Here is a 5,854-nt window from a genome sequence, read left to right as displayed (position 1 = left end):
GCAGAGCCTTGGAAAAATTAGGTACGTCTCCCTCTATGTATTATTCAATAGATGTTGATAGAATTAGAAAACATGTTGTCAATATGCAACAAGGAAACAAACTTACTAGATTTGAGATTTAATTAATTCTAGAGATTTTTCGACTACTTCTGCACCTTGAAGTAATCCTATGCTTCCTTTCTTTGCTTGCTGTTCAGTCATTCTGGTCGTGCCATCTTTCTTAATAAAGTCCCCTGAAACTAGTAGTGGAACAGGATCATCGCTATGTCCTTTGTTTATACATGGTGTAGAATGATCTGCAGAAATAATGATTGCAACTTTACTTGAATCAATGTTTTCAACTAATGTTTTGAAAAATCTTTGATCAATTTCTTCTATGTTTTTCATTTTGCCTATTGCATCTCCGTCATGACCAAATTCGTCTGGTCCTTTAAGGTGAACATAAATTGCATTTTGAGTTTCCATTGCTTTTGCAGCCACTTTTGCCTTTTCTTCATAATCTGTTAATCCTCCTGCTTCGAAAGCTTTCATTTTTAGAACTTCTGAAATGCCTATCTCAACCGGCATATCTACTATGCATGAGAAATTCATATCATATTTTTCGTTAATTGGAATTACGTCTGGATATTTGTTACCTGCATCTCTAAGCAAAATACAGCTCAGTTGTTTTTTGTTTTCACTTTGCCTTCTTTTGTTAATTTGACTCTCTTTCATTATCTCGATTGATTTTTCTGAGAATTCGTTTACAAGATTGGCAGTAAATTTTGAATCGTTATCATCTTCAAGCGGTAAACATTTCTCAATTTTTAAAAAGTCTCCTACTGCTTTTGCAACTCCCATGCCTCCAATGTTGCTGTATGCTGGGTCTGTATTGGTAATTCTGGAAGATAATTTTTGAGAATCTTTTCTGATTCTTACTGTTACTCTGTGACCTATTGTTGGAGAAACTACTACTGATATGCCTGGGGATGTTAATTTGATCTTTTCTTCAATTTCTTTTGCAACTCCGTCTGCATCCTCTTTTTCAATATGTCTACCTGCTCTTCTGTCAACAATTACTCCTTCATCATTTAATGTGGAATAATTTCCTCTTAGAGCCAAGTCTCCATCTTTAAAATCAACACCAATCCCTATTGCTTCAATTACTCCTCTTCCAACATAATCTGCATGTTTGAATTTGTATCCTAGCATATTGAAAACAGCAATGTCTGATTCTGGAGCAATTCCTTTTCCAACTGAAATTACCTCTCCTATTGCCCCATTACTGGCAATCTTATCTAATGTTGGAGTATTTGCAGCCTCAAGCGGTGTTTTTCCATCTAAATCTGGATGTGGAAGATCTCCGACGCCGTCTAAAAGAACGTAAATCATATGGATATCAGAATTATTCAAAATACTTTCCACATACTGGCAATCTGGTGCTCTCCTTTAAATCTTACAACAAACTTTACGATCAAATTATGTGTTATTGTTTTTTAATTTTCATCAAATTTATTTTTGGTGAAGATAGGACTTTCTTATTTTTTAAAATTGTCTTTAACTAATTTTTAAAATTAAATTTTAATAGATCTTAGTAAACGTTTTAACAGACATTTTACTCTCAATAACCATTATGGGTGATATGCGCAAAGATTATGTTTCTGAGCGTTTTATGATTGTCTCAAAAAAAGACAACAAAGTAGTTGATCCAAAAAAATCCCCTTTTGCACCAGGCAATGAAGCCATGACAAATCCCTCTGTCTTATCACTTGTCGCAAAAGACGGTATGTTGCAACGTCTTCAAGATAATGAAGATGAAACGTATGTTGAAGGTTGGGCAATCCGAGTTTTTGAAAGTAAAAACCCTATAGTTTCAATTGATACTGAGAATTCTTACAGTGACAAACCGTTTTACAGTGAACCTGCATACGGTTATCATTACATTGTTGTTGCATCTCCAAACGAGAAGGATACTTTTGCGACTATTGATACTGAACAATGGTCAAACGTACTAGTAGTCGTTCAAGATAGATTAAGGTGGCTTTACACGCAAAAAGGTGTAACCTATGTTTCAATTTATGGGGATCATGGTGAATTGGCAGGTAATTCTAATCCTCATCCTCACCTCAACCTCTTAACATTCTCTACAATTCCTCCTGTTATTGAAACCGAAGCTGAAGCATCTCACAAAATCCTAAATGAAAAGGGAGTCTGTCCAATGTGTCAAACTGTCAATGAAGAAATTAGTGGACCTAGACAGGTTCTTCAAACTGAAGGCTTTATTGCATTTTCTCCTTGGGCTCCTTCATACCCTTACGAGTTCTGGATATCTCCAAAAAAACATGTTACTAGTTTTTCAAAAATCACACAAAAAGAAATCAATGATTTATCATTAATTCTTAGGGCCACTCTGGGCGGATTGGCAAAAACCATCAAAAACGTTTCTTACAATATTGTGTTTCATCTTTCTCCTGAAAAGAAAAACAGTAGACAGATTCACTGGCATATTGAAATTTATCCTATAACCAAATCCTGGTCTGGATTAGAGCGAGGATATGGGATTTTCTTAAATGATATTTCTCCTGAGGAAGCTGCAGAAAAACTTGGTGCATCTTGTAGGAAGGAACTAGCCAATCTAGTTGGCATAGTTTGATTGTTTGAATGGTTTATTTATCAACTAGAATCTGTTAGAATCATGGCAATAGAAAAATGGCTTGCAGTTACTAGCCTTGGGTTATTTGCAATGTTTGCAGGTGAGATGATTTCAATTTACTATTTTATGACCAATGTTCCTGAAGCAATTGAATTTTCAATTACATTTGATGCAGACCCAAAAATATTCCAATTCATTTCTATAGGTGTTGCCCCTGCTGGAATCTTAGCTGCTGTTCCATTCATTATGACAAGACAATATGGTTCAAAACCTATTGGTGCTTTGATTGTTGCAGGTGGAGTGATCATGTTATCTGGAATGATTGTGTCTTATTCTATGGTTGATAAAATAGACGAGATCTATCTTACAGACATTGTAAAGTTTGTACCTGTATTGTTTATGATCCTGTCCATTCCTGTGATTGCTGTAGGTGCTTATTTAACAAAAGAAAAAAAGAAGAAACCAAAAAAAGAATTCTTCTAAATATTATCTAACCTTAGTTCGTTTGCAACTTGTTTGAAACCTAGTTTTTCATAAAATGGTTTCACATCATCTGTGCAATCCAGAATTATCTTATAACAGCCACGTTTTTTTGAAATTTCGATTAGAAATTTCATAATTTTTTCACCTATTTTTTTACCTTGATGTTCTTTGTCTACTACCACATCTTCGATATGTCCAACTAGCCCTCCATTATGGATGAATTTTGTTTCTATTAACAGTGTAGTCGAACCTATAATTCGCCCATCTACTTCTGCAACTGCAATAATATGATCTGGGTTGGAATCAATTTTTTTAAATATTGATTTTGCCTTATCTGTATCAATACTACTTGCTTCTCTTAATGAGTCCAATGATTTTAGAAATCCATTCCACAGATCTCCTTCTTTTAATTCTCTAATGGTTGGCTCATTCATTTCTGTTCTCACTTTTTCCTAATTTTCTTAACATGTTCTTCATTTGCTTTTTTATACGATTCTTTGCTACCGATATCTGTAAATCCTTTTTTTGTAATAAAACTACTGACAAATTTTTTCTTATTTGTGGTCTTTCTGATAAGTCATCCATTCCATATACTTTATTCTTTGAAATCCCACTGAATATTTCTGACTCCATTACGTAACAACCTCTATTCACATTTGCTTTGATTTATGGTTTTTCATCCCAACTTTGCATTGTGCCTGTTTTTGCAGTATTAATTATTTCATAAGACAAATCAGTTTTGTATTCGTTTAAACTCATGGTGACAAATGTCTTTTTTGTTTTATGCTGCTAAAATTACTGACTTCACAAATCCTATTTGGAATATGACTATTTATGTTCAAGGATGATTTTAAACTAAAATTTTATTCTATGATTTTTGATAATTTTTTCAAAATAATTCCCGGTGTCTCTCCAAAAATTATGATCATGGGCTCTTTACCAAAATCACCTTTGTGAAAGATTACATCTGGTGGTTTTTTTAGATTTTTAATTGCATTTTTTATTCCCCATTCTATTGTAGATCCTTTGTTTTTTACACTGTTTGGCTCTTGCATCCTATCATAGGTTGAAATTTTTAATTTTGATTTTTTCATTTTCGTTATTGTTGTATTTTGGAATTTGATATTTATTGCAGAATGTATCTCTGGAAATTTTTTATTTACTGTTAATAATGCAGTTGCAACATGTTTTGAGCCTCCGTATGCCAAATCCCCAGCAATGATGACTTCTTTTCCTGCCTTGACAATCCTTCCAGAAATTCCTAAAATATCTCTAGTTGATTTTGGTTTTTGTTTGGAATAGACAAAATTTGTTTGGCATTCGGGAATATTCTTGTATATGTTTTTCATCTTTACAAATTCATTAATTGCATGTGATAATTCTGAATGCGTCTTGTCTTGTTTTTGAATGTCTGTAATGCTGATTCCTTTGCCTCTTTTTTTTGCATTTTTTATAGAGTTGTATGTGTATTCTTTTGCAAATTTTACTGATTCACGTATTGTTTTATTGTTAGCTAATGCAAATGCCATGACTGCTGAATAATTACATCCGCTACCATGATTGATGTTTGCAATTTTATCTCCTACTATTGCATACTTTGTATTTTTTTCTAACACAAAATCTGTTATTTTGTTATTCTTCTTTTCTATACCTGTAATCACCACGTTTTTTGCCCCCATCCTTTGGATGATTTTTGCACTTTTTTCCATGCTCTTTTCTGAGTTGATCTTTATTTTTGATATGATTTCAGCCTCAAATTTGTTTGGGGTGATTACTGTTGCAAGAGGAAGAATGAATTTTTGAAAATCCGAAATAGCTGTTTTCTGCATCAACTCTCCCCCTGTCGTTGATTTTAAAACCGGATCTACGACAATTGGTATTTTCAATTTTTTTAATTGTTGGTATACTGTTTTGATTATTTGAGAATTGTAAACCATTCCAATTTTAATTCCACTTATTTCAAAATCTGATATTATTGATTCCAATTGATTTTTTAAAATTCTATCTGATACTGGTTCTATCATTCCAAAATTCGATGTGTTTTGACCTGTAATGGCTGTGATCACTGTTAGTCCATACACGTTAAATTCTGCAAAAGTTTTGACATCACTTTGAATTCCTGCACCTGATGAAGGATCCGATCCGCCGATAGAGAGTAAATTCATTATGATTGTTATTTTTTCAATACTAATCTGCCTTTCTTTTTTAATTAATCATTTTACAGGACATCTATTTTATACTTGAATTCCTTGTTTTGTTTTGATGACTAAAATTCCGGTACTGAATGATGCTCCTCCTGAAACATTACGATGTACTACTTGCTTGTTACCTATGCAATATCAAACAATGAGAGATGGTAAATTTGTGTGGCAATGTTTCAAATGTGGAAAACAATATCTTGCCTCAAAAAATCTGGGTGATTCCATGGAGGAAAGTTGGAGTCCTCCTAGGTGACAAATATGTCAGAAATAGATTCTATTAAATCTGAAAATCTACAATTACGAAATTATATTTCACTAGTTTCTGCAGAAACCGAATTATTCCAAAGACTCTCTGAAATAAAACAAAATTTTGCAAATTTTCCTGATTTGGACGACTAATCGTACCTATTTTGGACAGGATTTCAAAAATAAAATCAGAAAAAGAAGTTTTGGCCACTGGATTGAAATTGAGCTGATTCGTGTTACTATGATGATTGAGTGACACAATGAAAAGAACAAATTCATCTTTCATACTATA

At 33.1% G+C, this 5,854-nt stretch carries 8 protein-coding genes; 4 read left to right on the top strand and 4 right to left on the bottom strand.

The features are described 5' to 3' along the window. Nucleotides 1–105 precede the first annotated feature (105 nt). Nucleotides 106–1,371, bottom strand: a complete 1,266-nt coding sequence (locus tag OEW78_RS09620) for an alkaline phosphatase family protein (protein ID WP_366523062.1) — start codon at nucleotides 1,369–1,371, stop codon at nucleotides 106–108. Nucleotides 1,372–1,612: 241 nt separating this feature from the next. Between OEW78_RS09620 and OEW78_RS09615 the strand changes: the two genes are divergently transcribed. After that, on the top strand, nucleotides 1,613–2,632 hold the full coding sequence (locus OEW78_RS09615; protein ID WP_300327082.1) for an HIT domain-containing protein: 1,020 nt from the start codon (nucleotides 1,613–1,615) through the stop codon (nucleotides 2,630–2,632). Nucleotides 2,633–2,674: 42 nt separating this feature from the next. Next, nucleotides 2,675–3,115, top strand: a complete 441-nt coding sequence (locus OEW78_RS09610; RefSeq protein ID WP_300327081.1) for a hypothetical protein — start codon at nucleotides 2,675–2,677, stop codon at nucleotides 3,113–3,115. Here OEW78_RS09610 and OEW78_RS09605 read toward each other — a convergent pair. The 3 genes from OEW78_RS09605 to thiD all read right to left on the bottom strand — a co-directional run bounded on the left by OEW78_RS09605 (nucleotide 3,112) and on the right by thiD (nucleotide 5,280). Next, nucleotides 3,112–3,549: a GNAT family N-acetyltransferase gene (locus tag OEW78_RS09605; RefSeq protein ID WP_300327080.1), complete on the bottom strand. Its 438-nt coding sequence runs from the start codon at nucleotides 3,547–3,549 to the stop codon at nucleotides 3,112–3,114. The genes OEW78_RS09610 and OEW78_RS09605 overlap by 4 nt on opposite strands. Beyond that, nucleotides 3,542–3,748, bottom strand: a complete 207-nt coding sequence (locus tag OEW78_RS10595; protein WP_366523061.1) for a hypothetical protein — start codon at nucleotides 3,746–3,748, stop codon at nucleotides 3,542–3,544. The genes OEW78_RS09605 and OEW78_RS10595 overlap by 8 nt, the downstream gene beginning before the upstream one ends. 230 nt (nucleotides 3,749–3,978) lie before the next feature. Then, entirely contained in the window at nucleotides 3,979–5,280 is a 1,302-nt protein-coding gene (thiD, locus tag OEW78_RS09595) for a bifunctional hydroxymethylpyrimidine kinase/phosphomethylpyrimidine kinase (protein ID WP_300327079.1), read from the bottom strand. A gap of 97 nt (nucleotides 5,281–5,377) precedes the next feature. On the opposite strand from thiD, the gene OEW78_RS09590 reads away from it, so the two are divergent. Then, nucleotides 5,378–5,569: a hypothetical protein gene (locus OEW78_RS09590; RefSeq protein WP_300327078.1), complete on the top strand. Its 192-nt coding sequence runs from the start codon at nucleotides 5,378–5,380 to the stop codon at nucleotides 5,567–5,569. A 5-nt stretch (nucleotides 5,570–5,574) separates the two neighbouring features. Then, the gene (locus OEW78_RS09585; protein ID WP_300327077.1) at nucleotides 5,575–5,715 is read left to right on the top strand and encodes a hypothetical protein; all 141 of its coding nucleotides are present in this window, start codon (nucleotides 5,575–5,577) and stop codon (nucleotides 5,713–5,715) included. Nucleotides 5,716–5,854 lie beyond the last annotated feature (139 nt).

The organism is Candidatus Nitrosopumilus sp., from assembly GCF_029882185.1.
In the GTDB taxonomy this organism is placed as follows: domain Archaea; phylum Thermoproteota; class Nitrososphaeria; order Nitrososphaerales; family Nitrosopumilaceae; genus Nitrosopumilus.
This window is presented reverse-complemented; position numbering and strand designations above follow the sequence as displayed.